The sequence below is a fragment of the Citrobacter sp. KTE151 genome (genome assembly GCF_000398845.1).
Lineage (GTDB): Bacteria > Pseudomonadota > Gammaproteobacteria > Enterobacterales > Enterobacteriaceae > Citrobacter > Citrobacter braakii.
The window spans coordinates 86,023-112,695 of record NZ_KB976065.1 but is presented as its reverse complement, the minus strand read 5'-3'; the positions used below and the strand labels follow the sequence as shown (position 1 = coordinate 112,695).

General features: G+C 50.4%; 22 protein-coding genes. 12 read left to right on the top strand and 10 right to left on the bottom strand.

Annotated elements, in window-relative coordinates; genetic code table 11:
• Positions 1-9: 9 nt before the first annotated feature.
• From lhgO to WC7_RS08105, 3 genes are all read right to left on the bottom strand, one after another.
• Positions 10-1,278: an L-2-hydroxyglutarate oxidase gene (gene lhgO / locus WC7_RS08095; RefSeq protein ID WP_016154133.1), complete on the bottom strand. Its 1,269-nt coding sequence runs from the start codon at positions 1,276-1,278 to the stop codon at positions 10-12.
• Positions 1,279-1,297: 19 nt separating this feature from the next.
• Positions 1,298-2,275 carry a glutarate dioxygenase GlaH gene (glaH, locus tag WC7_RS08100; protein WP_016154132.1) on the bottom strand — a complete coding sequence of 326 codons (978 nt, stop codon included), beginning with the start codon at positions 2,273-2,275 and terminating at the stop codon, positions 1,298-1,300.
• 260 nt (positions 2,276-2,535) lie between these two features.
• The gene (locus tag WC7_RS08105; RefSeq protein WP_016154131.1) at positions 2,536-3,138 is read right to left on the bottom strand and encodes a short chain dehydrogenase; all 603 of its coding nucleotides are present in this window, start codon (positions 3,136-3,138) and stop codon (positions 2,536-2,538) included.
• A gap of 98 nt (positions 3,139-3,236) precedes the next feature.
• Between WC7_RS08105 and WC7_RS08110 the strand changes: the two genes are divergently transcribed.
• Positions 3,237-4,127: a LysR family transcriptional regulator gene (locus WC7_RS08110; RefSeq protein ID WP_016154130.1), complete on the top strand. Its 891-nt coding sequence runs from the start codon at positions 3,237-3,239 to the stop codon at positions 4,125-4,127.
• 43 nt (positions 4,128-4,170) lie between these two features.
• Here WC7_RS08110 and WC7_RS08115 read toward each other — a convergent pair whose 3' ends face one another.
• Genes WC7_RS08115 through WC7_RS08125 form a run of 3 tightly spaced genes read right to left on the bottom strand, consistent with a single transcriptional unit; the run spans position 4,171 to position 7,122 of the window.
• Positions 4,171-5,685 carry a tripartite tricarboxylate transporter permease gene (locus WC7_RS08115; protein WP_016154129.1) on the bottom strand — a complete coding sequence of 505 codons (1,515 nt, stop codon included), beginning with the start codon at positions 5,683-5,685 and terminating at the stop codon, positions 4,171-4,173.
• Positions 5,686-5,695: 10 nt separating this feature from the next.
• Entirely contained in the window at positions 5,696-6,130 is a 435-nt protein-coding gene (locus WC7_RS08120) for a tripartite tricarboxylate transporter TctB family protein (RefSeq protein ID WP_016154128.1), read from the bottom strand.
• A 14-nt stretch (positions 6,131-6,144) separates the two neighbouring features.
• Positions 6,145-7,122 (bottom strand): Bug family tripartite tricarboxylate transporter substrate binding protein, encoded by a 978-nt coding sequence (locus WC7_RS08125; RefSeq protein ID WP_016154127.1) that lies wholly within the window; start codon positions 7,120-7,122, stop codon positions 6,145-6,147.
• A 153-nt stretch (positions 7,123-7,275) separates the two neighbouring features.
• Here WC7_RS08125 and tctD point away from each other — a divergent pair, with 153 nt between their 5' ends.
• Both tctD and WC7_RS08135 read left to right on the top strand, forming a co-directional pair.
• The gene (gene tctD, locus WC7_RS08130) at positions 7,276-7,950 is read left to right on the top strand and encodes a transcriptional regulator TctD (RefSeq protein ID WP_016154126.1); all 675 of its coding nucleotides are present in this window, start codon (positions 7,276-7,278) and stop codon (positions 7,948-7,950) included.
• Complete coding sequence (locus tag WC7_RS08135) at positions 7,937-9,388, top strand: HAMP domain-containing histidine kinase (protein WP_016154125.1); 1,452 nt, start codon at positions 7,937-7,939, stop codon at positions 9,386-9,388. Before tctD ends, WC7_RS08135 begins: the two co-directional genes overlap by 14 nt.
• On the opposite strand, the gene WC7_RS08140 is transcribed toward WC7_RS08135, so the two are convergent.
• Genes WC7_RS08140 through WC7_RS08155 form a run of 4 tightly spaced genes read right to left on the bottom strand, consistent with a single transcriptional unit; the run spans position 9,381 to position 14,335 of the window.
• On the bottom strand, positions 9,381-10,463 hold the full coding sequence (locus WC7_RS08140; protein ID WP_016154124.1) for a fimbrial protein: 1,083 nt from the start codon (positions 10,461-10,463) through the stop codon (positions 9,381-9,383). The genes WC7_RS08135 and WC7_RS08140 overlap by 8 nt on opposite strands.
• A 10-nt stretch (positions 10,464-10,473) precedes the next feature.
• Positions 10,474-13,026 carry a fimbria/pilus outer membrane usher protein gene (locus tag WC7_RS08145; protein WP_016154123.1) on the bottom strand — a complete coding sequence of 851 codons (2,553 nt, stop codon included), beginning with the start codon at positions 13,024-13,026 and terminating at the stop codon, positions 10,474-10,476.
• A 13-nt stretch (positions 13,027-13,039) separates the two neighbouring features.
• Positions 13,040-13,711: a fimbrial biogenesis chaperone gene (locus WC7_RS08150; RefSeq protein ID WP_016154122.1), complete on the bottom strand. Its 672-nt coding sequence runs from the start codon at positions 13,709-13,711 to the stop codon at positions 13,040-13,042.
• Positions 13,712-13,765: 54 nt separating this feature from the next.
• Positions 13,766-14,335, bottom strand: a complete 570-nt coding sequence (locus WC7_RS08155) for a fimbrial protein (protein WP_231390986.1) — start codon at positions 14,333-14,335, stop codon at positions 13,766-13,768.
• 1,046 nt (positions 14,336-15,381) lie between these two features.
• Here WC7_RS08155 and WC7_RS08160 point away from each other — a divergent pair.
• Genes WC7_RS08160 through WC7_RS08200 form a run of 9 tightly spaced genes read left to right on the top strand, consistent with a single transcriptional unit; the run spans position 15,382 to position 26,673 of the window.
• Positions 15,382-16,797: an undecaprenyl-phosphate glucose phosphotransferase gene (locus WC7_RS08160; protein WP_016154120.1), complete on the top strand. Its 1,416-nt coding sequence runs from the start codon at positions 15,382-15,384 to the stop codon at positions 16,795-16,797.
• Complete coding sequence (locus WC7_RS08165) at positions 16,787-18,073, top strand: outer membrane beta-barrel protein (protein WP_016154119.1); 1,287 nt, start codon at positions 16,787-16,789, stop codon at positions 18,071-18,073. Before WC7_RS08160 ends, WC7_RS08165 begins: the two co-directional genes overlap by 11 nt.
• Before the next feature lies 1 nt (position 18,074).
• A complete protein-coding gene (locus WC7_RS08170; RefSeq protein ID WP_016154118.1) occupies positions 18,075-18,632 on the top strand; it encodes a polysaccharide biosynthesis/export family protein in 558 nt (185 codons plus the stop codon).
• Between the two features lie 2 nt (positions 18,633-18,634).
• The gene (locus WC7_RS08175) at positions 18,635-20,764 is read left to right on the top strand and encodes a GumC family protein (protein ID WP_016154117.1); all 2,130 of its coding nucleotides are present in this window, start codon (positions 18,635-18,637) and stop codon (positions 20,762-20,764) included.
• Positions 20,761-21,972 (top strand): lipopolysaccharide biosynthesis protein, encoded by a 1,212-nt coding sequence (locus WC7_RS08180; protein ID WP_016154116.1) that lies wholly within the window; start codon positions 20,761-20,763, stop codon positions 21,970-21,972. Before WC7_RS08175 ends, WC7_RS08180 begins: the two co-directional genes overlap by 4 nt.
• Positions 21,969-23,339 (top strand): hypothetical protein, encoded by a 1,371-nt coding sequence (locus tag WC7_RS08185; RefSeq protein ID WP_016154115.1) that lies wholly within the window; start codon positions 21,969-21,971, stop codon positions 23,337-23,339. The genes WC7_RS08180 and WC7_RS08185 overlap by 4 nt, the downstream gene beginning before the upstream one ends.
• 4 nt (positions 23,340-23,343) lie before the next feature.
• Positions 23,344-24,333 (top strand): glycosyltransferase family 2 protein, encoded by a 990-nt coding sequence (locus WC7_RS08190; RefSeq protein WP_016154114.1) that lies wholly within the window; start codon positions 23,344-23,346, stop codon positions 24,331-24,333.
• A 14-nt stretch (positions 24,334-24,347) separates the two neighbouring features.
• Complete coding sequence (locus WC7_RS08195) at positions 24,348-25,559, top strand: glycosyltransferase family 4 protein (protein ID WP_016154113.1); 1,212 nt, start codon at positions 24,348-24,350, stop codon at positions 25,557-25,559.
• Position 25,560: 1 nt separating this feature from the next.
• Positions 25,561-26,673 carry a glycosyltransferase family 4 protein gene (locus WC7_RS08200; protein ID WP_016154112.1) on the top strand — a complete coding sequence of 371 codons (1,113 nt, stop codon included), beginning with the start codon at positions 25,561-25,563 and terminating at the stop codon, positions 26,671-26,673.

Below are 26,673 nucleotides of genomic sequence, written 5' to 3'. Positions count from 1 at the left end.
TTAATCGTTTTAACGGGTGAATGCGGCGTGTAATGTTTCCACGCTACGTGCCGCACGCAGCGTGCGTCCGGGATTACTCTGGTTCTCCAGCAGCGCATGAACTTTGCTGACAATATGCGCGCCGATAGGGATCGCCGACGTTGCTGCCGGAGAAGGCGCGTTACAGGTGTGAATTGAGTGTGGCGTGGTGACAAACAGGAAATCGTCGATTAGCTTGCCGTCCGGTGATACAGCCTGTGCCCGCACGCCTGCAGGCCAGGGCTGCAGATCCTTGAGCGTCAGACTCGGGCAGTACTTTTGTACCAGCCGCAGATAACCGCTTTTGCACAGCGAATTCTTCATTTCGCCAAGTCCTGAGCGCAGGTTGTTTTGCAGCACGCGACGAATGCCGGAAGAGCTGAGGATCTCCAGCGTATCGCTGAGCGAGAAGTCGCGTTTACGGTAGCCTTCACGTTTACATGCCAGTACCGCGTTGGGGCCCACGGTGACGCTGCCGTCAATCATCCGGGTCAGATGAACGCCGAGAAACGGCATCGCCGGGTCGGGGATGGGGTAGATCAGATGGTTGACTATCTGGTTATGTTCTGATGCCAGACGGAAATATTCGCCACGGAACGGACAGATGATAAAGCCGGGTTCAACGCCGAGCATTTTCACTAGTCGGTCCGCCATCAGGCCAGAGCAGCTAATCAGCGTCGCTCCCTCAAATTCCTGACCCTGACGGGTATGTACGACAACGCCCGCAGCGTGCTCTTTTAGCGCGCTGACCTCAGCGTTGTAGATAATCTCACCGCCTTTGGCCTGAAATATCTTCGCCATCGCGGCGGTGACTTCGCGGTAGCTGACGATCCCGCTCGACGGAACAAAAATACCGCCCAGCCCGGTGATGTTGGGTTCACGCTCGCGAAGCTCCTGCGCATTCAGCCATTCGCGCTCAAGGCCGTTAGCGGCGGTGCGATCCCACAGCGCGCGCATGCGCTCCATTTCCAGTTCGGAGGTGGCAACCAGCATTTTTCCGCAGACGTCGTAGCGGATGCCGTTTTGGTCGCAAAAGGCTTTTGTGGCGCGATTTCCGGCCAGGCAAAACTGCGCCTTCAGGCTGCCGGGGGTGTAATAGACCCCGGCATGAATTACGCCGCTGTTGTGGCCCGTCTGGTGACAGGCCGGGCCGGACTCTTTTTCCAGCAGCGCGATTCTGGCGTCCGGATAGACATCAATCAGCTGCATGGCGGTCGACATGCCGATAATGCCGCCGCCAATAATCACAAAATCATACATCCGCTTTATTCCTTCGCGCTTACTGATGAGTCTGGTAGTGGTTTGTCGCGTAAGCGAAATAACCACGCTGGCGCATCAGCTCGCGGCGCAGGTCAGGATGCGAGGTGAAGCGATCGCGACCGTGCAACCAGAACAGGTTGTTGATTAGCAAGAATTTACCGACTGAAACCGGAACGGAAATAATGGCCTTGCTGGTTTCCAACGCATCGGACAAATCGCTCAGCCAGACGCCTTCTTCATAATCTTTAGGCTGGACGAACTGGTCGATGTAGCGCATCACCGGGCGGCCCTGCTGGTCAACGTCAAACACCGGATGGAACACTTCCTGGCTGACGTTTTTGCTTGGCGGTGCGGCAAAGCGCATGGCGCGACGCGCCAGCGGGTGGGTAAAGTACTGATCCAGATGTTCCCAGTCGTCGAGGTGCAGCAGCAGCGAGTTACCGCCGGTCATGTTCTGCTCGTCAATCTTCATCATCAGCACATAGTCGGTGATTTCTTCGAGGTAGGTTCCGTCGTTATGCAGTTCCATTACACGGTGCGGCTGGCGCAGATAGCTGTCTGAGTTATCAACGTTTTTCACCACAAAACGGGCATAGTATTGACCGCTCATTGCATCAAAATTGGAGCGCCCGATAAGATGCGCTACCGCCGTCGCCAGCTTGACCATCTCTTCAGCCTGTGCCACATCATCCACGCCGACGGCGTTGATCAGCAGTGCGCCTTCGGCACGATCGAGCAACGTTTTCAGCAGCAAAGGCTGCAACTGATTGCCGCACAGGTCGTCGAGGATCTTGCCCACTTTGAAGCGCAGGAAGGATTTGTATTCCAGTGCCTGCACCGGCCACTGCGCTACGGCTTTCAGAAATTGCTCAGTGGTTTCAGCGGAAAAAGTCAGCTCCAGCAGGCGAGGCGACTGGGCTGATGGTTTCAACGTGAAACCGCTGTAGTGCTGGGCTGGATCATCAGCGTTCGGTTTTACGGCAGTCAGTGCGTTCATCAAATCGTTCCTCTCAGTAGATTGTCAGGGAGATATGGCGCAGCTCGTTTCGTAGCCATAAATTAAAAATATCTACATTTTTGAAAAACGCGCACAGAATGGGCTTATTTGTTTATTATTTGTGATCAAAAACAACAATTATTTAACATTATAAAAAGTGAGGTTAAGTGCGGGGAGGAGAAGGGAGGACAGGTAATGTTATTTTAAAACAAAGAGTTAATTATGCTGCCGCTGAGGGTAACTCAACGGCAGCAGCAAAGTCAGTAACCGACTTTATAAATGCGCCCGGTTTGGATGCCTTCCACGCTGCGGCGATAGGCATTGGCAACGGTAGCGGCGGGGACGCTTTCAAAGCCTGGGAAGAAACCATCGTATGCTTCGGCGGATTCACTGAGTACGGTTGGGCTTATCAGGTTAATGCGCTGGCCACGACCTAGCTCACAGGCAGCAGCGCGCACAAATCCTTCCAGCCCGGCATTGATCGTTGCCGCATTCGCCCCTTGTGCGATGGGTTCATGGGCGATAATGCCGCTAATCAGCGTAATCGAGCCGCCATCATTGAGGAAATGTTGCCCGGTTAATGCCAGACGTATCTGGCCTAACAGCTTATCCTGTAATCCCTGATTAAAGTCCTCGTCGGTCATTGTCGACAGCGGGCCAAAGAACAGGTTGCCGGTGGCGGAAACGATCGCATCTACCCGACCGACTTTTTCAAACAATGCCCCGACACTCTCCTGCGAGGTGATATCGACCTGGTAATCTCCCTGCGTGCGACCTACGCGGATCACCTCATGTTTACGGCTTAACGTTTCTGTGACTGCGCGCCCCACTGTACCGCTGGCACCAATAATGACGATTTTCATAACCACCTCCAGAATAGTGTGAGCCGCTATTCTTTAATGAAAATGAAATCGGATAAACTGGCTATAAGTTAGATGATTACTAACCAGAGGTTTGTAATATGGATAAGCTGCGCGGCATGGAAACGTTTATCGCCGTGGTGGAGAGCGGAAGCTTTACCTCCGCGGCAACAAGACTCGAGATGTCTGCGGTGATGGTGGGAAAATATATCACCCAACTGGAAGCACAGCTTGGCACGCGTCTGCTGGAGCGCAATACTCGCCGCCAGAGCCTGACCGATGCCGGGCGTGTCTATTTTGAAGAAGCCCGCCGCGTGCTGGAGCAGGTGTCGATAGCTGAGCGTTCGGTAGAGCATCTGCGGCTGGCCCCTGCGGGGACGCTGCGCATTAGCGCGCCTACTTCTTTTGGCGCTTGCGTTATCTCGCCGCTGGCCGCTGCGTTTTTACAGGCCTGGCCAGAGGTGCGCATTGAACTGGATCTGACCAACCGGATGGTTGATCTGGTGAATGAAGGCGTCGACCTGGCGATCCGTATTGGCGATATCCATCAGACTGATGTGGTGGCGAAATACCTGTGTCCTTACCGTATGGCGATCTGTGCATCAAAGGATTATCTTGCCCGTCATGGCACGCCCCTTACGCCTGCGGATCTGGTGGATCATCTGTGCCTGTCCCATACCGTGTGGACGGCTCGCAACGAATGGATACTGCCTGGCGTGACGGGTGAAGTCAGATGGAAGCGCGATGCGATCCTGCGCTGTAACGATGGTCATGGCCTGCGTATGGCGGCGGTAGCGGGGGCCGGACTGTTATTGCAACCGGAGGTGCTGCTGGCGCAAGAGTTGGCTACCGGGAAACTGATTCGGATACTGGAAAAGTTTACGCCGCAGCCGCGGCCGATTCATCTACTGTGGCGACAAGATTTGCGTCCGCTGCCTAAGCTGACGCGGTTTGTTGAGCACGTACTCAGTGCCGTTCAGGAATTAAGATGAAAATGCCGGATAAGGCGCGTCAGCGCCGCTACCCGGCATATTATTAGCTGATATCCACCTGTGGTTTGCTGTTACGTTTACGAATCAGGCGTAGTACTGGCGGGACCACGATAACCAGTACCGCCATCACCAGCAGCACTTTCGCCACGCCGCTGGCCCACAGAATATCCATATTACCGTTACTGATAGACAGCGCCCGACGCAGGTTCTGCTCCAGCATTTCCCCCAGAACGAAGCCTAAAATCAACGGCGACATCGGGAAGTGCATTTTGCGCAATATGTAGCCCAGCACGCCGAGGGCAACCATCAGCACCAGATCGAAAGTGGTGCTGTGGACGGCATACACGCCCACCGCGGAGACTGCCGCGATAGCCGGTACCAAAAACCACAAGGGGATGGTCAGCATACGGGTAAACAGGCCGATCAACGGGATGTTCATCACCAGCAGCATCACGTTAGCAATCAGCAGCGCCGCAATCAGCCCCCAAACGATATCCGGCTGTTCGGTGAACATGGCCGGACCCGGGGTGATATTGTACAGCGTCAGCGCGCCCATCATCACCGCCGTGGTGCCGGAACCCGGTACGCCGAGCGTCAGCATCGGGATAAAGGAGCCACAGGCCGAGGCGTTGTTGGCGGCTTCGGGGGCCGCCACGCCGCGTATATCCCCTTTGCCGAAGCTGTCGCTATTGCCGCTGAGCTTTTTCTCGGTCATGTAGGTGATAGCGCTGGCAATGGTTGCGCCCGCGCCGGGCAGGACGCCGACGAAAAAGCCAATCACCGATGAACGCAGGGTTGCGCCAACGCACTGCGCACCTTCTTTGGCGTTAAATAACATGCGGCCCGTTTTACGCACCAGCGTCTGGCCACTACTGGTATGTTCCAGCATTAACAGTATTTCAGAGACTGAGAACAGCCCAATCACTACCACGATAAACTGCACACCGTCGGAGAGATGAACGCTGTCAAAGGTAAAGCGATAAACCCCGGTATTGGCGTCTACGCCGACGGTCGCAAGGCCGAGACCGATAAGCGCTGCCAGAAATGATTTCAGCGGGTTTTGCGCCATCATGCTGCCAAGGCAGGCAATGGCGAAAACCATTAAGGCAAAGTATTCCGCCGGACCGAAGGCCAGCGACCATTGGGCTAACGCAGGGGCAAACAGAATGATGCCGCCGATAGCGATAAGCGAACCAATGAAAGAGCTGACCGCCGAGATAGAGAGCGCAACGCCGCCGCGGCCTTGCTGCGCCATCGGGTAGCCATCCAGCGCGGTCATAATCGCCGCCGCATCGCCGGGAACATTCAGCAGGATGGAGGAGATACGTCCGCCGTATTCACAACCTATGTAGACCGTAGCCAGCAGGATCAGCGCAGATTCTGCAGGCAGATGCAAAGCGAAGGCCAGAGGCAGGAGGATCGCCACGCCGTTAATGGGTCCAAGACCAGGCAACAGCCCGACAATGGTACCGACAAAACAGCCAATCAGGGCGATGACCAGGTTTTCCGGCGTCATGGCCACCGCGAAACCCTGAGAAAGATAAATCCAGGTATCCATCGTTTCTCCGTTAACCCAGCCAGGCGCCGAGTGGTAAGGTGACGTCAAGCAGTCGGTCAAAGGCATACCACAGCAGAATGCCGAGTACCGCGCCGGAAATCCCCGCAGCCGGAATGGTTGCGCCGAACAGCATGCCAATCACCACGGTGAGAATGGCGGTGGAGATGGGAAAACCGAGCCATTCGAAACCCCAGGCGTACATCAACAGAACAATCACCATCGTCAGCAGCTTTTGCAGCACGTGACGGCGGGGCCAACTGATGGTGTCGGGATGGCGCAACAGCAGCGCCACGGCGCATACCAGCATCAGGCTGATAATGCCAAGCGGAAAGGGACGCGGCCCAACCGGCTCATAGCTGTATTCGCTGGTGATTTGCCAGGCCACGAACAGCCCGGCTATACAGAGCAACAGCCAGATACCTGCAAAAATACGATCGCTCATCATCTTTGCCTCTGCGCTTATTTCGCCAGACCGAAGGCTTTCGCCTGCTCACGGTAATCCGTGACCTGCTTTTTCACGTATTCGTCGAGCTGCTTACCGCTCATGTTGAATTCAAACAGGCCGCGCAGATCGCGCTGCTTTTTAAACTCATCGGTCTGCTGGAGTTTGTTAAAGGCATCAACCCACCACTGATACTCGGCGTCGCTGACTTTTGGTCCAACGTAGAAGCCACGAATGATGGGCCACACGAGGTCGTAACCCTGCTCTTTGGCGGTTGGCACGTTAGCTAACTGGCCCGGCAGACGTTGATCAGAGAACACGGCGAGCACGCGGATTTTGTCGCCGCTAAGATAAGGCACCATCTCGCTGAGATCGCCGGAAACCACCTGGACGTGATTCCCCATCAGCGCGGTGACCGGTTCGCCGCCGCCCTCAAAGGCCACATAGCGCATCTTGTGTGGATCGACGTTGGCTTTTTGCGCCAGCAGCGCCGACTTCATCCAGTCTTGACTACCGATAGAGGCGCCTGCGCCAATGACCACGCTGTTAGGATCTTTCTCCATAGCCGTCAGCAGATCTTTCAGCGTTTTCCAGGGTGAGTCCTGGCGTACGGCAATCATGCCGTAGTCAGTGCCTACACTTGCCAGCCAGCGGACATCATCAACGCCGTAGCGACCAAACTTCCCTTGTGACAGGTTCAGCAGCGAGCCGCCGGAGAATGCCACTACGGTACCCGCTTCAGCCGGACGTTGCGCGACGATCGCGTTATAGGCCACGGCGCCAACGCCACCGGGCATGTAGGTAACGCGCATCGGTTTTTCGATAGCGCCGGTTTCCATCATGCTCACTTGAATCAACTTACAGGTGAGATCGAAACCACCGCCAGGTTTAGCAGGGGCGATACATTCTGTGCGCGATGGCGCTTGTTCCGCCAGAACAGAGGTACTCATCAGTAAAATGCTTGCAGTAAGGGTACGAAGTAACTGTTTTTTCATTATTTATCCTCACGCCGGAAAACCGGATTTTCGGGTACGGAAGAAGATTTTTGTGATTATGTGAGCCGATGTGTAGCAGTTCGGTTGCATGATTGTTAAAACATTAACCTTTCAATTCCCTTTCAATGCGGCAGAAACTTTACAGGATGTGATATGCGTCTCTTATTAGCGGAAGATAACCGTGAGTTAGCTCACTGGCTGGAGAAAGCGCTGGTGCAAAACGGTTTTGCCGTCGACTGCGTTTTTGATGGCCTGGCGGCCGACCATCTTTTACATAGCGAAACGTACGCGCTGGCGGTGCTGGATATCAATATGCCGGGACTGGATGGTCTTGACGTCGTTCAGCGCCTGCGCAAACGCGGGCAGACGCTTCCTGTTCTGCTGCTGACGGCGCGCAGCGCGGTGGCCGATCGGGTGAAAGGATTGAACGTCGGGGCCGATGATTATCTGGCAAAACCGTTTGAAATCGAGGAGCTGGATGCCCGGCTGAGGGCTTTGCTACGCCGCAGCGCGGGGCAGGTGCAGGGCATACAGCAACTGGGCGCACTGGCGTTTCACGATGAGGGCTATTTTCTGTTGCAGGGGCAGCCGCTGGCGCTCACGCCGCGCGAACAGGCATTGCTGACGGTGCTGATGTACCGTCGATTGCGACCGGTTTCGCGTCAGCAGTTGTTTGAACAGGTCTTCAGTCTAAACGATGAGGTCAGCCCCGAAAGCATTGAATTGTACATCCATCGTCTGCGTAAAAAGCTACAGGGAAGCGATGTGCGCATCGCCACGCTGCGCGGGCTGGGCTATGTGCTGGAGCGTAGCGATGAAGTGGGTTAAACCCCAATCGTTGTACCTGCAACTGCTGATGTTTCTGGGTTTGCCGCTCATGTTGTTGTGGGGGTTGTCGGCATTTAACAGCTATGTCAGCGCGCTACAGGCGGCGACGCAGGCGTATGACCGGACGCTGCTCTCGTCTGCCAGAACCGTCTCCGAGCGACTGGTGGTGCACAACAAACAGCTGGAAGTGAATGTGCCGTGGGTGGTGCTGGACAGCTTTGAGCTGAATATGAACGACAGGTTGTATTACAAGGTGGTCGACCCGGCGGGGAAAGTTATCTCAGGTTATGACGATTTACCTGCGATGCCGCCTGCGACATCGCGTACGCGGCTTTATCCGGCGCTGGCGTGGTTTTATCACACTGAATATCGCGGGGAGGCAATTCGCGTGGCGCGTCTGCTGCAGCCCGTCAACGAGGGCGGCATTATCGGCATGGCCGAGATTTATGTCGCCGAAACGCTGCAATCGCGACGTTACCTGGCGCGACAGTTGCTGTTTTCCTCGTGGGTTTCGCAAGGGCTGCTGGTGCTGCTCACGCTGGTGCTGGTCGGCTGGCTGCTGCGTCGGGTGTTACGCCCGATGCGCCAGCTGTCATCGCTGATGGTGCGTCGCGAGCCTGGGCTGTTGACGCCGCTGCCGGAGCTACTGCCGTGGTCGGAAACCCGTCTGTTGATTGTGGCATTCAACCGTTATCTGGACCGACTTCGCGGCCTGATCTCTCGCCAGGAGCGCTTCAGCGCGGATGCTTCCCATCAGCTTAAAACGCCGCTGGCGGTGCTAAAAACTCAGGCGTCGGTGGCCCTCGCCAGCCAGCAGCCGCAGCAATGGTATGAGAGTCTGCAAGCCATGAGCTCCACGCTGGACAACACCATTCAACTGACGGAAAGGCTGTTACAGCTGTCGGCTGTGAAGCGCAAAGAGCAAGGAGAAAGGCACTTCTCGCCGGTTAATTTGTATGAGGTGGTGCAAAGCAGTTGTTTCACGCGACTGGCGCAGGCGCGCAGTAAAGGGATCGATCTGGGCTATGAAGGGGAACAGGATGCGGTGTGGATTGAGGGCGATGAAGTCCTGCTTGGCGAACTGTGCGGGAATCTGCTGGATAACGCACTGAAATACACGCCGCCGCATGGTGTGGTAACCGCCCGTCTGCTGCGAAAAGGAGAGGCGGTGGTGCTGGTGGTTGAAGATAGCGGGCCGGGCATCGATGAGCAGATGGTGCACCAGGCGCTGCTACCGTTTCATCGCCTTGATAACGTCGGTAATGTTCCTGGCGCCGGGATAGGTCTGGCGCTGGTCAACGACATTGCTCGTCTGCACCGCACGCACCCTCAGCTATCACGGAGTGAAACATTAGGTGGGTTAAGCGTACGACTGCGGTTTTTATGCCTGGTGCGAGACGCGCAGGACGATCAGCATCGTCCTGCGCCTGTTATTTAAAGGTCACCGTCGCATTGACAGGGATACTAAATGTGCCGGGTTGGGGAGGATTCTTCAGCCAGAACAGGGTTGCCATGAACTCTTTGCGTCGGCTGTCGCTCTGGTTGGTAAACGCGCTGCTGGCAAAATCGATACGGTTGCCGCTGATAATGTCCCCGGAGCCGGGTTGTGCAGCATCCTGGAGCGTAACGCCGATATCTGGCGTCCCCTGACCGGTAAAAACTGCGCCGCTGTTGCTCGTGGTGCCGGTAAACGTTACCGCGTAGTTGATGCCGCGACATTCATGCTTCCCGGCGGCTTCTGCGGCAATAACGGCAAACTGTTTACTGTGGCTGTTATCTTTTCCCACTTTTGCTTCGGTAATGCTGATCCTGCCAAACTCGACGGTATCCGTTCCTTTGTCAGAGCTGATAGAGACGATCGGTTCGCAGTTGATATAACTGATGTTATTCAGGCCATTAAGCGCGGGGCCAAAGTTTTTGGCCGGATTGCTGGTGGAGCAATGCGAACCGCAGGCGTTAATGCTGCCAATACCGTCGACGACGAAAACTTTGTTGATGGTGCGACCGGCCAGCGCAGGCAAAGGATCCGGGAGTTTTCCGGTAGCGACCAGACTGAGGTTAAAGGTGAAAGAAAATGTTTGTGGGCGCGCCTGGCAGTCACTGGCATGGCTGTGGCTATTACTGCTGCAGTAGTTGTCTGAACGTGTTCGGGGCAACGTTGCCTGATATTGGGTGGCGACGGCCTGGGCACTTTGATCGTAGGGGCGACCATCAATGCTCACCACCAGTTTCATATTGGTTCCCTGCAGAAAATGCGCAAACTCATGATCAGGGTCGATGTAGATTTTGGCGGCTTCGCCGTGGGGCATATAGTCTGTGTCGCTGCAGGTGACGCTAACGGTTTGTGGATTGGACACCCAAACGGTGTCCCCGGCGGTGGTACTGTGGCTGATTTTAATGGGATCAACCTGTACGGAGATGTTGTTTGCTTTACAGGTAACTGCATAGCTTGCACTACTGAATATCGGCAAACAAAGCAGCACCACGAGTTTAACTATTTTTAACGGATTCATTGATTGCACCTTACGAGCCGACGCACTGGGCGGTAATTTGTGTATATCCGATTTTCTTCACCGGCTGGTTATGGTTATCCGGCATTTGAATAAAGCAGTGTTCATTTGCATGGGCGCCCCAGCGCACTTCCAGGCGAGAATTGTCCTCCACGCCGCTGGCATACAGTGCGCCATGCATACCGACCAGACCGTGGCTACGACCTTTAGTATCTCGTACGTTCGCGCCGACCGGGGGGGCAATGTTGCCGGGCATGACGGCATTGACCAGATAGTTGCGGCCGCTGAAGGTTTCAAACACCACTTTGCTGATGGCTTTCTCTGTTGGAACAATTTTTTTCTGTGCCTGCGGAATATCCAGCCCGGCACCAATATCAGCGGTATTCAGACTCACCACGTTGTAATGCCATGCGTCTGCGGCGGTAAGGACCGCATAGCCGTTACCGTCAATTGCCACGCCATTTTGTTGCTGGATATGGACACCGTCGGCATTTTTGGCCTCGACCAACACCATGGTGTCGCCAGGAGAGTGCATGAGCGTCACGCCGCCTGCGTGCAGCATTGCCCCGCCGCTGATGCCCATATTCATATTCTGGTAGTTGCGTCCTGCGCTGTAGCCCCCCTGAACATTGATCTTGTCGCCTTGCCAGGCGGCGTTAACCCCGGCAGAGGAATCCTGTCGATCGGTGGTACTGCCCTGAACGCCCCAGCTCAGACGATCGTCAAATGCTGTATTGCTGTAGCTGGTGGAGTAGCTGTCGCCATTCTGCTGGCTATGCATGATGTTGGTGGAGACAAAGCCGCGGCTATCCATGAAATCGAATGGAATGGAAAGCGTCAGGTTGATACTGCGGTCCTGGTAGTCGTACTGGTTACGGGTATCCTGTACATAAACGCTCCAGTTGATTTTCCCCAGTGTATCGTTGTAACCCAGCTGTATCGTGCGGTCGTGACTCCCGTTGTGCCAGTAGTTTTGCTGGCTGGCGCTGACGTAAAGAGAGGCGTTATCCCACAAACGCTGGTTAACAGAGACCTCAAAACGTTGGCGGCGATTATTGTAGTTAGTGGTGTAGTAATGCTTTTTGTTGTGCTCCTCGCCAGGAAAACGCAGCTGTTGATTCGGGTCGTCATAGGCGATGTCGTAATAGCCCGAGGACCAACTGTTATGCTCGTTAATGGTGTCGCTAAAGCTGTAATAACCGGAGGTATTGTAGCGGTAGCCTACCAGACGGAAATCCGTACCGTACTGGTTCAGCGATTTGGAGTATAAGAAACGGTAACTTTGTCCTGTGGACGTATCTCCACTGGCAAGCTGCGCTCTGGCGGTAGTGATATCGAAAGAGATCGCGCCGAACTGGTGCAGATCCTGAGCGATCCCGGTGGCAATCGCATTATAGCTTTCTGCGGTCAGGAAACCACCGTACAACGTGGAGCCAAAGCTGAGACCATAACTCAATGTGCCTTGAACAAAGCGGGGCCGCCAGCCGCCGCTGTAACCGTCGCGGTATTCCCCTGCCGTAAACTGAAAGCGGCTGTTACCTGCACGCAGCATGTTCGGGACCGCCGAATAAGGCACACTGAAATTACGCCGACTGCCATCGGCTTCAATAACGCTAACGTTCAGGTCGCCGCTTTGGTTGCTGGGGTTGATATCGTCAATGTCAAACGCGCCTGGCGCGACGTTTTTGCTGTAAATCAGATAGCCATTTTGACGGATTTCGATTGTGGCATTGCTATTGGCGACGCCGCGAACGACTGGTGCAAAATCGCGCTGGCTATCAGGCAACATGTTTTCATCGCTGGTGAGCTGTGCCCCGGTAAACTGGATGCTGTCAAACACATCGTCGTCCGTATATGTTTGCCCGAAGCGCAAGCGGCTACGCAGCGCAATAATATTACGTTCCACCCACGTGGAAACCGCCTGCCATTGACGGCCTGAACCGCTGGCATAGCTGAAAGTAGACTGGTTGCGAAAATGCCATCCCGCCAGGTTTATACCGTTGGCAAAACTGGCAAAAACAGAGTCATGATCCTGGCCCTGTTCAATCAGGTGCGTCGTATTGGCGTTGTAGCCGACAAAAGCGGCATTAATCCCATCGTCATAGGCCGATTCAGGCACGGCGTCATGCGCAGTCGAAAGCAGAAACGCTTCCGGCACTGAAATATCAATGCGCTGGTAGTTTGCATCTGCCGTCAGGCGGCTGTTTGCGATCAGAGCCGTGAGCTCCACGCAGGTATCGGCGTTACCCTCGGGGATTTTAATCCCGTATTTGCGCAGATCGTCCGCGCTCAGGCAAGGTTGCGGCTTGCCTTGTGGTTGACGTCTTTTAAAGTCAACATTGCGCGTTTCGACGAAGCTATGGTCAAGATATATATCGTATTCAAACGTGCCTTCGCTAAGTCCGTCATTACGGGCTATTTGCACTACGGAGGTAATATTTTGCGTACCATGTACAAAACGGGTATTAAACTGCGGTGTGCTGCTGGCGTATGCAGGTATGCACACGGCCAGCGTTGACAGCGTAAAGAGGGTGTACCGTTGCGGGTGCTTATTTTTTTTCATCATGTGCAACCCCAGCTTAATTGCAAGATACCGGGATGTTATTAACCGCGTTAGTGCCGCCGTAATCATCTACCCAGCTAAAACCGATATGGCTGACTTTTTGCTGTGACAACGCAAACGTGCGTTCGTCATGCGGATTAACCATGTCGGCATCGATGTTTTGGCCGTTAATATGTAATTGCGTCAGGGAGATATGTAACGGCGTCGCATTGATCGCCCGCAGAGTATGACCGTGGCACTGCCACTGTAATTTCTCAACGGCTTCAGGTAGCGTCATATTCAGACCAACAGGGCGATAAAATAGTTTGATGCGAATACGCTGCGCCAGCTGTAAGGTATTTTCTTCATTCTCGATGGTGGGGATTTCCTGCACATTAATCCACACTACAGATTCAACATCCTCAGGAAAGCCGTTGCCCTGATAAATAGCTCGCAACACGGCTGATTTATGGCCGTCAAGTTTCAGGATCGGAGGCGTAATTAACATTGGCAGATTGGCAGGCGTCTCATCCGGATTACCATTATCCAGCCACGTCTGTACCATATATGGCTTGTCTGTATTATTGTTGACGTCAAACATCGCCGCTTTATCGTTCTCATTATAAATAACGCGCGTTTGACCCAAATTAATTGCGCTGTGAGCGGTGCTAACCACACACAGCAACAGGTAAAAGAATATTTTATTCATCAGGTGCACTTTCCAGGTTCAGGGAAGAGTGCCATCCATAGCAATCAACGTCCGTTATTTATAAATGACGGTGTAATTCATATCCGCAGTGATCGTGCCAGCCGTAGGCAGCGCTGCGCCAATTTGCTGATATTTGGCGACCAGATCGATTTGTGCATCGCCACTTGCGCCAGTTGGATTCAGAACTATTTCGTTTTTACCACTGGAGAAATCGAGGGCTTTACCTGCATGATCCACTTCGATGCCAACATCTGTGGCAGGAGTCGAGCCACGTTTCGCTTCCAGAAGTGCTGTGTTACTGCCAGGGGTATTACCGGTAAAGACCACCACATAGCCGCTTCCTCCAGTTGCCCCTTGGCAGTTGGTAAATTGCAACGTAAACTGAGTATCACCGGTGCTAGAACCCGCGTTGCCAAATAACTGGTTGGTGACTTGTGGTAATTTGATATCTTTATCTGTCGTAGCGGTATTAACCACGCAGGTACTGGCAACAATTTCACCGGTAAAATGGACCGTCGCGGTGGCTTTAGAACCAGCTCCTGGAGTGGTAACGCTAGCAGCGCCTGCATTAGCGGCAAACAAAGCGACCAGTACACTGCTGGTAAGTGCAGTTTTCATCATCATAACTCCGTTAAATTTATTATTTACCCAGAAAAGTACTTGTCAGAGGCACAGATTCAGCTGGAGTTCATCAACGTCAAAAAATGATGTAGGACTTCATTTGAAAGAAACGATTAAAGTGCGTAAATTGCTCAACAAGTAATCCGATGCGGATATTATTTATTTGCGAAAAATAAGTAAACAAAATTTTTTGGCATCATTGAATGGCTTTGGGAGGGTTTTTTATATATATCTTAACAAAAGCGTATACATTGTTATCAATAGTTCTCTGGGGCGATTTACGCTGCTTTTAACAAAAAATTAATGCTGTCATTTATTCACTTCTCTTTATTTTTAATCGATATGTTGGTAAGCGCTGAAAATTCTGATGTTAAAGGTGTGTTCATGCAGAATGTTGACATTAGTAATATGTAACACGCATTTTCTCAATGATTGGCTATCGTTTTAATTTAAGCCATGCTTGCCGCTTCTACTCATCGGAGTTGCTACAATTATTTAAACTAAATTTTTTTTACTATTCGTTTTTTTTTGAAATTTGAGCGTGAAAATGAAAGCAATCGCAGACTCTTCGTAAAGTACCTTATTTATAATAAGGTTGCTAATCATTGCTTTGTAAATGTGTTACTAAGTTATTTTTATGGTGAGAATTATAAATAAACTTATTGATTTCTTCTTGTCGCTCTCCAGCACTCTCATCACTGACCGTAGCGCAACGAGGTTTGGACAAAGTATTGCTTTTTGTAAGGTTAACCCGTTGTCAGGCGCTCATCATGTGATTCTAGCCATTGGTAGCTTATGAATTGTGATCTGTCAATGACGTTTATGTTGCAATTAATCATGTTTTTCAAGGATGAAATTAAAAAATATTACCAATAAATAATCATCTAAATCATTGGGTTGCATTTGTATGGTGCGAAACCCATCACATTATATTACATTGTTTTTTACATTTACTGACAGTGTGCCATTGCGTTTTTAAGACTTGTGATATAATTAGCAACATAAATGAGAAAAAAACAATTAAAGATCAATAAATAATGGGCTGAGATATGCTTAAACAATCGCTAAAGATTAGCAGCCAGGGATATCCAGTCTTTTTAAAGCTGGTCGATTTCATTGTAATCAATGCGACGTTAATTTTTAGCGCCCATCTGTTAGGTCTGGCGCCATTTAACACCATTGCCATTCTGAGTATTCTCTTCTCAGTCTTTTTCTTACTTTTTGCTGAATACATTAAAATGTATCAACAAAAGATTAAGACGATCGGTTTACGTAATCAAAAACGGTTGGTTTTTTGTACGCTACTGGCGATTTTTCTGAACGAACTGGTCAGCATGACGGTGGCTGAACCCGAGTCTCTCGGCTACTTAGACAAACTGCCTTCCCCCTTTTATTCAGCGATTATTTACTGGTACTTCATCCCATTACCTTTTCTTTATTACATTCGCTTTTTCATTTTTAAATATTCAACGAAAAAAAGTATGCGTGTGGCGATTATTGGTCTGACCGACAATGGCCTGGCGGCAGAAAACGCGTTAATGGATGAATACGCTAATATCACATTAGATCTGGCTTTTTATGATGAGCGCGCCTTATCCCGCTGTGGCGATATCGTCGATAAGGTTAAAAGCCCCTTTCGTGGGCCGGTGATCAATCTGGTTGAGGAAGCCCGGCAGGGAAATATAGACGAAATCTACATCGCTTTACCGATGGTAGCTTTACAACGCATTCGTCATTTTTTGGCGATGATGTCAGACACCACCGTAGATACGTATATTGTTCCTGACTTCCACACCTACAGTAACAACATGTCCAAGCTGCGCTCCATTCACAACCTGCAAACTATTGGCATTTTTAGTTCGCCGTTTGAAGGGGCGGGTTCGTTTATCAAGCGGGCGGAAGATTTGGTGCTTGGTAGCATCATTATGGTGATGATTTCTTCGCTGATGTTGGCCATTGCCATTGGAATCAAACTCACTTCCCGCGGGCCAGTCTTTTTCAAACAAGATCGGTATGGTCTTAGCGGGCAAAAAATTAAGGTCTGGAAGTTTCGCTCGATGCGCGTTATGGAGAACGCCGATACGGTTATTCAGGCCACTAAAAACGATCCACGAGTAACCAAGTTTGGTAGTTTCTTACGCCGCACCTCACTGGATGAACTGCCGCAGTTTATCAATGTATTGCAGGGAAGTATGTCGATTGTCGGTCCCAGACCTCATGCGGTTACGCATAATGAGCAGTACCGTAAACAGGTCGAAAATTACATGATCCGCCATAAAGTTAAGCCTGGGATCACCGGGCTTGCGCAGATCAACGGTTTCCGCGGGGAAATCGATGCGCTTTATAAGATGGAAAAAAGGGTTCAGTACGATATTGAGTACATTCAAAACTGGTCTTTATGGTTGGATATAAAAATTATTATTAAAACTATTTTTAAAGGATTTATCGGTAAGAATGCATACTAAATTACTCGTGATTACCGGAATCGTGATATCGCAGCCCGTATGGGCTGATTTAACACCGAAATCACACATTGGCTTTGCGGGGATCGACTTCCAGGGCAAGGTCGCTGTGGACTATGGTTATAATGATAACGTGTCTTATCAGCCACATAGCAGAGATGCTATCGGTTCCTCGTTTCAGAGCGCAGCGCCCGTTTTGAGTATGATCGGAGAGCGCGGTCAGGATAAGTATTTACTGATGTACTCCGGTGATTATCGTAACTACTCAAGCGATTCCGCTGATAACTATAACGATCATTTTTTCCGTTTTAACGGTGCCTGGCGCTATGGGCTCAAGCACGGCTTAACACTCAATCTGGAGGATACGCTTGGGCACGAATCGCGCGGTCGAGGGATCACTGAGGGTTTTCTACCGGGTCAATTCGAGCAGTATGGGATTAAATCTCCGCTGACGACGAATTTTATTAACAGTGAATTGCGCTATAGCTATGGCGCGCCGGATGGGCGCGGGAAAGCGGAACTGGCGTTGTTATACAAAAAACTGACGTTCGACAATACGTCTGACGCCCAGGAGAGTAGTGAAGATTTCTACAATTATATTCAGGAACAGGAATGGCACGAAAATAGCCTGGTGGCAGAAATTTTTGACCAATACACATCCAGAACGCGTTTTCGCTATAGCTTTATTACTAACCAGCGTCACTATGATAACAACTCAGAAAAAGACACTAATGAGTATTATTTACTGTATGGCCTGAAGTCACAGTTGACGGGAAAAACCAATGTCGACATGAATATTTCATGGTTGTACAAGACATTTGAAAACAACGCAAACTCGCATGATTTTAATGGTCTAAACTGGGATATAAAAGGGGAGTGGAAGCCGTTACAGCAGTCTGTTTTCACGGTGCACTCAGCACAAAGCATTAAAGACCCATCGGAAGTTGGGGGATATATTTTAGTCACCCAGTATGGTCTTTCTTACCAGCACTTCTGGTTAGGCAACCGTTTTTCTACCTTGCTGGATTACTCATACACTTCAGAAGACTATAAAAAACAGAATAAAGATCGGCATGATAAAGATGGGGTATTTAGCGTAACCATGAGCTATGACTACACGCCGTCTGTCAATTTTGAGATTAAATATCAAATAGATACATTGAATTCGAATAAGGATACTGATTCGTTTTATATCGGTCCCAACGACAATCAGGAAGTCATCAGAACGTTGGGTTATGATAATTCTATGATTATGCTTAAAGCTAAGGTTCAGATCTAAAATGAAAATAATAGAACTGTGCGCGGTTTTGCTATTCAGTATCCTGATGGTCGGATGCACAACGTCCAGCCCGAGGTTAATGGACGATCCTGCTACTGTTCAGCAGGATTACCGACTTGGGGCAGGGGATACTGTCAATATCGCTGTTCATGGTCAACCCGATATGACGATGCGGTTTATTTTGGATAAGAGTGGGGAGATTAATTTCCCGTTTGTTGGTGCTCTTATATTAAAAGATAAAACTGTTGAACAGGTGACTAACGAATTAACTCAACGCCTGACTGGAGATTATTTTACTACTCCGATGGTGACGGTGAGTATTGCCGAGTTCCGTAAATACTATGTTTCTGGCGAGGTGAAAAGTCCGAATGGATTCGCTTATGAGCCAGGACTTACCGTCGAGAAATCTATTGCGCAGGCGGGGGGATTTACAGATCGTGCTGACCGTCAAGATATCAACATTCGCCTGTCAGGTAGCAATCAGCTGCTTGAGAATGTTGATTTAACGCACTCTGTTCATCCTGGGGATGTCGTGATTATTGGCATGGGGTTCTTCTGACGATGAAACTATCAATAGTGGAAAACGGCAAAAAACGAGAAAGCACTGTTGAATTCTCCCGCTTTGCCAAAGCGCTGAAAAAGAACGCCTGGAAAATCGCGCTGGCCGGTATCGTTGCCGGGGTCGTGGCTTATCCGTTAATCAGCATGATGTCCTCAAAGTATGTATCAACGGCGACGGTGCTGATTAAGGCGCAGGCCGATAATGTTTCTCCGTTCCCACAGGTTGATGGTTTCGATTCAACGCGCAGTGGTTACTACGAAACGCAATATGCGTTGATGCATTCACGAATTGTGCTCGAGCAAGCCGTTCGCGATATGAAGCTGGATGAAAACCCGGTATTTACCGGGGAAAAAGCCGATGCTCAGGGCGCTGATAGCAGTGAAAGTCGGCAACTGAGAATGGAGCTGGCGCTGAAAACGTTGTCGAAAAACCTGAATGTCATCGGTATTCGGACAACGAACCTCGCCTCTATTACCTATGAATCGACTTCGCCCCAGGTTGCGGCTGATATCGCCAACGGCGTCGCGCAGGCTTTCATCAACTATACGCTGGAGCAAAAGCGTCAGAAAGTAGAGAAAGCCCGCGAACTGAATTATGAAAAAATGGAAGAGATTCAGAAGTCGATAGCGAAGCAAAAAGAAGAGATGGAAAGCTATCTGAAAAATGCCGGGCTGTTGACCTTTCGCGGTATCGATGGTTTTGAAACTGAGCAGTTAAGTATCGTGACCAATCGTCTGGCCGACGCGACCCAACGTCGTGTTGCCGCTGAATCCGTTTATAACGAAGTGAATGGAGCAGGGAAGTCCGCCGAGAGCGTTATCTCGCTGCCTTCGGTCTCTAACCACGCTCAGATTCAGGATCTGCGCATTGCGCTGATTCAGGCGCAGCGTACGTTGTCTGAACTGCGCAAAGTTTATGGGCCAAAAAACCCCGCCATTTTAAAAGCAGAGGCCGATGTTCAGTCGATCCAAAGCCAAACCGGACGGGTGTTGGGTGAGCTGAAAGTCGGCTTACGTCAGCAATATCTGGCGGCGCTGGCGGATGAAAAGAACTATCAGCAACAGGTTGAACAGCAGAAAGAGATCTTCCAGAAAATGGCGTCAAAACGGGATGCCTGGAACGGCCAAAAACTGTCGTTAGATAAAATGGAAGACCTGTATAAATCGCTCTATCAGCGTACTCAGGAGCTGTCGCTGTCCGGCGTGAATGCCGATGCGGTGTTATACGATCCCGCAGTTCCCGCATTAAAACCGGCGAAGCCGAATAAATCACTGCTGTTGGTGATGGTGGTCATGCTGGTGGTCGTGTTCAGCATCATGTATTTCATTGTCAAAGCGGCGATGGATAACTCAATCGCCAGCCTGAGTCGCATGAAAAAGCGCCTCAACGTTACCCCGCTGGGCGAAATCCGTCGTTTTAGTGGAACCTCAGGGCGTGCGCAAGTGCGGGACATGATCCTGAAGAACCCGCTGAATGCCGATATTGTGCACGGTATCCGTACCCGGATTATGCTGGATAATCGTCCATTACAGACGCTCGCCGTGGCATCGACGGAACACGGTGATGGGCGTTCTTTGTTGGCGAATCTGTTAGCGAACTCCTTTAGTTTTGACCAGAAAACGCTGCTTATTGATGCAGATTTCTTTAATACGGGCGGGCTTTCTTCTGAACTGGCATCAGCCACATCCGCAGGCCTGGCTGAGCTGCTGCGCGGAGAGACTCAGATGGAACAGGCGCGGATCACGCTCAGTGATAATCTCGACTTTATTCCGCACGGCAAGAGCACCATCTCTTCTTTACTGATGTTGTCGTCGGAGCACGTTGAACCCTTAATGCGCGAACTGAAATCGCATTATCAGCGCATCATTATTGATGTTGCTGCTGTGAATCAGAGCCAGGATGTTCAACTGATCAAACGTGCCGTCGATGGGGTTGTTTTCATAGTGAAAGCCGGGGTGGAGTCGGCGGGACACATCGCCAGCGCGCTGGATAAGATTGAGGAAAATAACGGCGTGGTGATTGGCGCGGTGCTCAATGCGGTTGAAGAAAAAGATCTTGAAACCCAGGAGGGTCTGCGTTCACTTAACTTCAGTACCGATCAACTGATGACGACGCCAGGCCGGGTATGAGTCTACTGAAGAGCGCTTCCACGATAGCCGGTTCATCAGTCATCTCGCAGTTGATTGGTGCGCTGTCTATCTGGTTGATTTCGCACAAGTACGATATGGCTGAGGTGGGGCTTTATGCGCTCAATTACAGCATCGCCGTGGTGGGCGCGCAGGTGTGTACCTTTGCATCGCAGCTTTTAATTCCAAAACAGCACGACGACGAACTGGTACAGAACGTCGTATTTTGCCTGCTCCAAAGCACGATCATTGCCTTACCGTACGCCGTACTGACAGCGTGGCTGTTTCACCAGAATATCCTGTTCCTTTATTTGCTGACGCTGGCGACGGCGTGGGTTTTAATCTCGGAAAACCTGTCGCTGCGCACGGCCAATTTTCGTTTTCTGATTTTCCAGCGCATCTCTGTCTCTGTGGTGGTATTACTTTCGGTTCTGGTTACGCATCAGGTGCAACTGTTTTATTGGTCATGGGCCTGCGCGACGATGGTGCTGACCATAAGCTGTATTTTGCATTCGTTTGATATTCGCTCTGTGGCGGCCAGACATTTGCGACCTGCCAGTAACTGGCATTTTTTCAAACAAAATATCCATCACATTACCAAAGTCGGTAGTGCGGAAGTGCTGGCGATGGCCAGCAGTAATTTGCCGATTATGTTGATTAACTTTTGGTTCTCGGCGCTGACGGCAGGTTATTTTTCCGTGGTTAGCCGCTTTTGCCTGGCGCCGGTGGTGATCATCGGCAACGCAGTGCGCAATACTATTTTTTCCAAGTGGTCTATCGACTTCAGAAATAACACCTTTAATTATCAGGAATATACCAGGGTACGGATGCTACTGTTGGTTCTGGGGGTTATCTGTACTCTCGGGGTATTTGTTTTCTATCCAATAGTGATGCGTCTGGGCTTTAGCGAAGACTGGATTAACTCCATTGAGACGTCGCGCTACATGTTGCCCTATTTATTCCCGGCGCTGGCGATAAGCCCTCTGACGGTGATTGAGCTTATTTTTGGTTCCCACCGCTATTTTCTGCGTATCCAACTGGAACAGCTGGCGATTGTGTTATTCGCATTTGTCGTCATTCCCTATTTTCATAAAGATTATGCCACGTCGGTTATCCTGTTTTCTTCACTGACATTTATTCGCTACGCCTTCATTTATCTGAAAATGAATAAGCGAGCCAATCTTCTGAAAGACAAGCCGGTGATACTATGACGCTGAATACCGGATACTATTTACAGGTTTTTAGCTTTGTCACGCTGATCCTGTGTGGCCTGGTGCAATACTTTACCGGCATGCAGTCGGTGCTGTGGATCCCCTTTTTCCTGACCCTGTTGATGGTGGGATTATTGGTGATGCAGACGCGTGATGGCTCGCTGCAGCTGGATGCGCAGGAGACGATTGTCCTGGCGTTGTATTTTTCGTTCCTGATACTGGCCGGAACATCGACGCTGATTCAGGGCGGGATCACCGTCGCGATTGTGGCATTTAAAAATGAAATCGCATTGTCACTGGTGATGATCTGTTTGCTGCTGGGATTTTGCCGGGAGTCGCAGATTTACCGTGCAACGCGCTATCTGTACTGGGTGTTTTACGCGCAAATCCCGGTAATGATTTATCAGGTTTTACTGGTCGTTCCCCAGCGCGTTGCGGTGCGTGGCGAAGATGAGAAATGGGACTCCGTGGTTGGTACGTTTGGCGGTGACCCCATGGGGGGCGGTAACACTGCTGCGATGGGCCTGTTTTGCCTGTTGATTATGTTGTTAAAAGTCTCTGAGTATAAGCACGGGTTGACCACGTTCAAGTCCATGGCGTTGCACATTGTTCTTGGGATCGGGCTATGTATTATTGGTGAAGTGAAGTTCGTCATTCTGCTGTCACCTCTGTTCCTCGCGTGGGTGTGGATCTCACCGAGCTACGTCAAAGACGTCAGTAAGGTTAATCTGAAAACGCTGTTGGTTATTGTGGCGGGCATGTTGCTGCTTATTAGCCTGTCGATAGTGATCCTCGCGTACTATTATTCTTCCGCGTTTGGCGGCGATCCGTCGAAAAGCTCGTTAAGCATTTTCATCGACTCCTTAAGCTATATTTTTGACCCGAACTACATCATGTCTACCGGGGAGTTAGGGCGCTTTACGACGTTCCTGTTCTGGTTGAAAAATAACGATCTGTGGGGGCTTTCAGGAACGTTATTTGGGTACGGGCTCAACGCCACAAACAGCGGGAGTACGGTGTCGCCGGGCTTTTTGAATATCATTTATAACTTAATTCTCGACTCGACTTCCCTGAGTATGCTGCTGTGGGAAGTCGGGGTGATCGGCACGTTACTTTTTATTAGCTTATTCATTTATATCCTGAAAGTTTGTCAGCCAAAGCCATTACTGACGCTTGAACAACTGGACCAGCAGGATCTTCAGTTGCTGAGCTTTGCACCGGCGTTTAACGCTTTTGCTATCAGTTGCTTAATTAGCTTACCTTACAGCCAGATACTGATGATTACACCGATGTTACAATTCCTGTTCTATTTATCACTAGGATCAAGTTTAGTGATTCGTCGAACCGTCCTTCGCTGTGTAGGGTAATTGTATGGACCAAAAACCGTTTATTTCAGTGAGTATTAAAACACTCAATGAATCTGAATGTATTGAGAAAACGATAGACAGTATCCGCAGGCAGCTTGTTGATTATCCACATAAAATTATAGTGGCAGATAGCCTGTCAACGGATAACACCCAACAGCTTGCGATCGATAAAGGGGTGACCGTGGTCTCTTTAACTGACCCAGGCGATCGCTGCTGCGGCGTCGGGCATCAGTTAGGTTATCTGTATAGTGAAGGGGAATATCTGTTGCTGATGGACGGCGACATGGAGCTGGAAGAGGGCTTTGTGGATCAGGCTGTCGCTTTTTTGCAGGCTGAGCCGGAATATGCAGGTGTCGCGGGAACCGTTGAAATGGACGATGCCGTTAACTATGAATTTAAATCGCGTAAGCAGCGTATTAGTAAAATCTATCCGCTTGGAGATAGCGACCATTTAGGCGGTGGTGGGTTATATCGCCGCTCTGCGATTGAGAAAATTGGTTATCTCACCAACCGTAATTTGCACGCTTATGAAGAAGCTGAACTTGGCCTGCGTTTGCTCGATGCGGGTTATAAACTACGCCGTCTGAATATTCCGTATTTTATCCATACTTCGCATACCATGCCGACCTTTCAGATGCTGAAGCACCGCTGGAAAAGTGGATACTATCAGGCACCGGGCGAGCTTTTACGTTGTGCATGGGGAAAACCTTATTTCGGCAAAGCGTTAAAAATGGTTAAGAACGAGGCGATTTTTTCTGTGTATCTGATTGCCTTGTTTATTGCGGCGGTGACCTTCAATCTCGAACTTTTCGATATTGCATTTCTACCCTTGCTTGCCTTTATTATCTTGAAAACCGTGCAGAATCGATCGTTATTGAACGGATTGCAGAGCGTAATGAACCTGGCCGTGCTTTCTGCGGGACTTGTTAAAGGGTTGACTAAACCAGTACGCGATCCGTTGACTCCGCCTGACAGTAAAATCATTCATGAATAACTAAGGCTGGCGCAATGAAAGTTTTATTAGTGAATAAGTTTTTTTTCATTAAAGGCGGCGCGGAAACCGTTTATTTTCAAGAGCGCGAGATGCTGAAACAGGCCGGAGTACAGGTTATTGATTTCTCGATGCAGCATGAGAACAATTTCCCTTCGGACTATGCGGATTATTTCGTCAGCAATGTGGACTACCACCAGGAGAGCAATCTGCTGGGCGGGCTCAAAACGGCGGTTAACTTTATTCATAATTCGCAGGCCTGCAAAAAGATGCTGGCGCTACTACAAAAAGAGCGTCCGGATATCGTCCACTTCCATAACATTTACCATCAGTTAACGCCGGCGTTGATTAAAGTGGCCCGCAATTTTGGCTGCAAAACGGTGTTGACCGCGCATGACTATAAGATCGTCTGTCCTGCCTATTCCATGCTGCGCGACGGTAAAGTGTGTGATTCCTGTATTACCGGGACGGTTTTCAATGCTTTCAGGTATCGATGCCAGGAAGGCTCTGCTTCAAAAAGCCTCCTGCTCTCTTTAGAGGCGACCTGGCAGTATATTGCGCAAAATTACCAGGCGCTGGATGTGATCGTTTCGCCGAGCGTCTTTTTACGCGGCGTATTGTTGCGTAAGCTGCCGAATTCGCGCATTGATGTCATCGTCAATGGCGTTGATGACAGCCGTCCTCTGGGTGAGGTAAGCGATGCGGGCTATATGCTGTACTTCGGTCGCCTGAGCCGTGAAAAGGGCGTGGCAACGTTATTGGCGGCGCATGAGAAAATGCAGAACAAAGCGCCGCTGAAAATTGTGGGTCATGGTCCCCTGCACGACGAATTAGTCGCCCAATACCCGGACGTTGAGTTTTTAGGTTATGTGCAACAAGGGGAAGCTCTCGATAACCTTATTAAGCATGCGCGGGCAGTGATCCTTCCTTCAGAATGCTATGAAAACTGTTCTATGGCGATATTAGAGGCGATGTCTTTAGGCAAGCCGGTGATCGGGTCGCGCATCGGTGGCATCCCGGAACAAATTCGTGACGGAATCGAAGGGATTTTATTCGAACCTGGCAATGCGCAGGAGTTAGCAAATGCGCTGGATGCACTGGCCGACTCGCCAGAGAAGGCGCGGGTCATGGGCTTACAGGGTCGTGCGCGATTGAGTGAAAAATATGCGCTGAGTAAACATATGGATACTCTACTGGCGCTCTATAAAGAACTGCTGAGCAGGCCATAGTATGAGTAAAAAAATAACGGTTTTTGGTACGCGTGGTATTCCTGATGTATTGGGCGGGGTGGAGACACACTGTCAGAATCTATATCCTGCCATTAAGCAGCAGTTGGACGTTGATATTTGCGTGATTGCACGCTCGCCGTATGTAAATTACAAACGATCGTTATATAAGAAAGTTGAAACCTACGCGCTGTGGGCACCCAAAAAGCGCTCGCTGGAAGCGATTGTCCATTCCGTTTTAGCGGCATTTAGGACAAGTATCGACCATTCAGATATTGTGCATGTCCATGCTATCGGGCCTGGGCTTGTGATCCCATTATTACGTATGTTAGGGAAAAAGGTGGTGTTCACCCACCATGGACCTGATTACGATCGTCAAAAATGGGGATTCGTTGCTAAAAAAATATTGCTGCTGGGTGAGCGTTGGGCTGTGAGATATGCCAACGAAGTGATTGTGATTTCTGAGGTTATTAATCAACTGATCCAGAAAAAACACGCTCGCTATGATGCGCATTTAATTCACAATGGCGTCAACGAGCCGCGGTCGTTATCTGCGCTGACCATCGACAATACGCTCTCCCGCTTTGGGCTTCAGCCGAAAAACTACCTCGTGGTGGTTGGGCGATTTGTGGAAGAAAAAGGGATGCATGATGCCATCGCCGCCTATCAGCGCAGCGGTTTAACTATGCCGTTAGTGTTAATTGGCGATGCGGATCATCCGACCGAATACAGCATTCGCCTCAAAAAGCTTGCCGCGGACACCCCTGGCGTTGTGATGACGGGGTTCTTGCGTGGTGATGAGCTTCAGGCGGTGTTTTCCCAGGCACAGCTGTTTGTGATGCCTTCATACCATGAAGGATTGCCCATTGCGCTGCTGGAAGCGATGTCATTTTCTCTTCCTGCCGTCGTCAGTGATATTCCGGCTAACCTCGAAGTTGAACTGCCGTCCGAGGCCTATTTTAAGGTGGGGGATGTGACCAGCCTGGCCGAAAAATTAACCGAGTGGGCGGCAACCAATAGCGTGGACTATCGTGTATATTTGCAAAACTATAACTGGCATGAAATTGCCAAAAAGACGATTAACGTCTACCACTCAATTGATAAAGATATAGGTTAA

Bases quoted from the DNA above. Each gene is read 5' to 3' on its own strand.
- lhgO (WP_016154133.1), bottom strand. From the start codon at position 1,278: ATGTATGATTTTGTGATTATTGGCGGCGGCATTATCGGCATGTCGACC.
- glaH (WP_016154132.1), bottom strand. From the start codon at position 2,275: ATGAACGCACTGACTGCCGTAAAACCGAACGCTGATGATCCAGCCCAG.
- WC7_RS08105 (WP_016154131.1), bottom strand. From the start codon at position 3,138: ATGAAAATCGTCATTATTGGTGCCAGCGGTACAGTGGGGCGCGCAGTC.
- WC7_RS08110 (WP_016154130.1), top strand. From the start codon at position 3,237: ATGGATAAGCTGCGCGGCATGGAAACGTTTATCGCCGTGGTGGAGAGC.
- WC7_RS08115 (WP_016154129.1), bottom strand. From the start codon at position 5,685: ATGGATACCTGGATTTATCTTTCTCAGGGTTTCGCGGTGGCCATGACG.
- WC7_RS08120 (WP_016154128.1), bottom strand. From the start codon at position 6,130: ATGATGAGCGATCGTATTTTTGCAGGTATCTGGCTGTTGCTCTGTATA.
- WC7_RS08125 (WP_016154127.1), bottom strand. From the start codon at position 7,122: ATGAAAAAACAGTTACTTCGTACCCTTACTGCAAGCATTTTACTGATG.
- tctD (WP_016154126.1), top strand. From the start codon at position 7,276: ATGCGTCTCTTATTAGCGGAAGATAACCGTGAGTTAGCTCACTGGCTG.
- WC7_RS08135 (WP_016154125.1), top strand. From the start codon at position 7,937: ATGAAGTGGGTTAAACCCCAATCGTTGTACCTGCAACTGCTGATGTTT.
- WC7_RS08140 (WP_016154124.1), bottom strand. From the start codon at position 10,463: ATGAATCCGTTAAAAATAGTTAAACTCGTGGTGCTGCTTTGTTTGCCG.
- WC7_RS08145 (WP_016154123.1), bottom strand. From the start codon at position 13,026: ATGATGAAAAAAAATAAGCACCCGCAACGGTACACCCTCTTTACGCTG.
- WC7_RS08150 (WP_016154122.1), bottom strand. From the start codon at position 13,711: ATGAATAAAATATTCTTTTACCTGTTGCTGTGTGTGGTTAGCACCGCT.
- WC7_RS08155 (WP_231390986.1), bottom strand. From the start codon at position 14,335: ATGATGATGAAAACTGCACTTACCAGCAGTGTACTGGTCGCTTTGTTT.
- WC7_RS08160 (WP_016154120.1), top strand. From the start codon at position 15,382: ATGCTTAAACAATCGCTAAAGATTAGCAGCCAGGGATATCCAGTCTTT.
- WC7_RS08165 (WP_016154119.1), top strand. From the start codon at position 16,787: ATGCATACTAAATTACTCGTGATTACCGGAATCGTGATATCGCAGCCC.
- WC7_RS08170 (WP_016154118.1), top strand. From the start codon at position 18,075: ATGAAAATAATAGAACTGTGCGCGGTTTTGCTATTCAGTATCCTGATG.
- WC7_RS08175 (WP_016154117.1), top strand. From the start codon at position 18,635: ATGAAACTATCAATAGTGGAAAACGGCAAAAAACGAGAAAGCACTGTT.
- WC7_RS08180 (WP_016154116.1), top strand. From the start codon at position 20,761: ATGAGTCTACTGAAGAGCGCTTCCACGATAGCCGGTTCATCAGTCATC.
- WC7_RS08185 (WP_016154115.1), top strand. From the start codon at position 21,969: ATGACGCTGAATACCGGATACTATTTACAGGTTTTTAGCTTTGTCACG.
- WC7_RS08190 (WP_016154114.1), top strand. From the start codon at position 23,344: ATGGACCAAAAACCGTTTATTTCAGTGAGTATTAAAACACTCAATGAA.
- WC7_RS08195 (WP_016154113.1), top strand. From the start codon at position 24,348: ATGAAAGTTTTATTAGTGAATAAGTTTTTTTTCATTAAAGGCGGCGCG.
- WC7_RS08200 (WP_016154112.1), top strand. From the start codon at position 25,561: ATGAGTAAAAAAATAACGGTTTTTGGTACGCGTGGTATTCCTGATGTA.